1 protein-coding gene is annotated in these 2,085 nt (G+C 58.6%); it reads right to left on the bottom strand.

The window, feature by feature from the left end:
• Positions 1-129 precede the first annotated feature (129 nt).
• On the bottom strand, positions 130-2,085 hold a 1,956-nt coding region (locus EJP87_RS15640; protein WP_130472782.1), incomplete at its 5' end, for a helix-hairpin-helix domain-containing protein.

Below are 2,085 nucleotides of genomic sequence, written 5' to 3'. Positions count from 1 at the left end.
TTAGTTTGAAAAGCGCGCCAAAGGCAAAAGATTACAAGCAAAATCCCAGGGATTCCATCCCTGGACCCGGCCAGGGAGGTGCCCTCCCTGGACCCGCAATAGTTTTGGGTGGTGAATAGTTACAAACTATCATAAGCGCCCTGATTTGGCACGCGCCAGGGAGAAGGCGGCGGCAATGCTCTTATCGGGCTGGGCTGCCTGTTTCTGGCCCTTATCCGGCTGGGCTGCCTGTTTCTGCCGAGGGGCAACTGTGGCGGCAGTGGCGGTTATTCCTGTTGTCGGCAGCTCCGCTGACTCCTGCAAACGCATCGACAGCGCAATCCGTCGTCGCTGCACATCCACCTCCACCACCCGCACCTTGATCACCTCTCCTGCTTTGACCACTGTATGCGGATCTTTGACAAAATGGTGCGCCATCGCCGAAATATGCACCAGACCATCCTGATGCACCCCCACATCAACAAACGCCCCAAAATTGGTCACGTTGCTCACCACACCCTCCAGGATCATCCCCGGTTGCAGATCCTGCAACTGCTCGACCCCCTCACGGAAAGTGGCCGAACGAAACTCTGGCCGGGGATCGCGGCCCGGCTTTTCCAACTCAGCCAAAATATCCTTGACTGTGGGCGCACCAAATCGGCCATCCACAAAATCATCCACCACCAAACTCTGCAACAGAGTCCGATTGCCCAGCAAACGGTCGATACCAACCTCCAGCCGCGTCAAAATCCTCTCCACCAGCGGATAGGACTCCGGGTGCACTGCTGAGGCATCCAACGGAGTGCGGCCGTTGCGAATGCGCAAAAATCCTGCAGCCTGCTCAAAAGCTTTGGGACCAAAGCGGTTTACCTTGAGCAGTGCCTGGCGCGACAAAAATGGACCATGCGCCTCGCGATGGGCGACAATATTTTTGGCTATGCTTTTGTTCAAACCAGAAACACGCTCCAGCAAGGGCACCGATGCGGTATTCACATCCACCCCGACCGCATTCACCGCATCCTCCACCACCCCATCCAAGGCTGCCAAAAGTCGCCGGGGGGCGACATCATGTTGATATTGACCCACCCCAATCGCCTGGGGATCGGTTTTTACCAACTCTGCCAGCGGATCCTGCAAACGCCGGGCAATCGAAACCGCACCACGCAACGTCACATCCAAATCCGGCAGCTCTGTCGCCGCATACTCCGAGGCGGAATAGACTGAAGCTCCCGCTTCACTGACCACCACCGCACGCAAGGCCAACTCCGGCAGCGCACGACTCAGCTCGCTGACCAGCCGTTCCGTCTCACGCGAGGCAGTACCGTTGCCAATACTCAACAGGTGCACACCATAACGACGCGCAAGCTCCGCCAACTTTGTCAGTGCCTCCTGGCGCTGGTTGCGCGGCGGATGCGGATAGATGGTATCGGTAGCAACCACCTTGCCGGTAGCATCCACTACCGCCAGCTTCACCCCTGTGCGCAAGCCTGGATCCAAACCAATCACCGGCACCATGCCCGCTGGCGCCGCCAACAGCAGCTCCTTGACGTTGCGTGCAAAAACCTGAATCGCCTCTGCATGCGCCTGCTCCTCTGCCTGCTTGAGCAGATCATTCTCCAGACGCGGTTTACACTTTTTCCGCCACGCCTGACGCACTGTCTCCTCCAGCCACGGCTCTCCCGGCTGACCACGCGGAACAAATTGCAGATGCTGCCGGATCACCCCTTGGCAGGTGACCGCCTCGCCCAGAGCCGAAAGCTCCTCTGGATGATCCAGCGACAAGCGCAGTATTCCCTCCTCCTGGGCCCGCAACAGCGCCAGCAGACGATGTCCAGGCAGCTTTTTCAGCGACTCGCTGCCTGCAAAATAGTCGGCATATTTGGCACCGCTCTCTTCCTTGCCCTTGACCACCGTAGAGCGCAAAAGAGCCTGCTCGCGAAAAATCTCCCGCAACCTGCCTGTCAACTCTGCCGATTCGGCAATCCGCTCCAGCACAATCTCCCGGGCACCCTCCAAGGCGGCCGCAGGATCGGCTATTTTGCGTTCGGGATCGACATAGGCCAGAGCCACTCTCTCTGCAACTTGCGACCTGTCGCGCAGCAACTG

The sequence above is a fragment of the Candidatus Magnetaquicoccus inordinatus genome (assembly GCF_004217665.1).
Taxonomy (GTDB): Bacteria; Pseudomonadota; Magnetococcia; order Magnetococcales; family Magnetaquicoccaceae; genus Magnetaquicoccus; species Magnetaquicoccus inordinatus.
The sequence above is the reverse complement of the archived record's forward strand: the minus strand, read 5'-3'. Positions and strand labels throughout refer to the sequence as shown.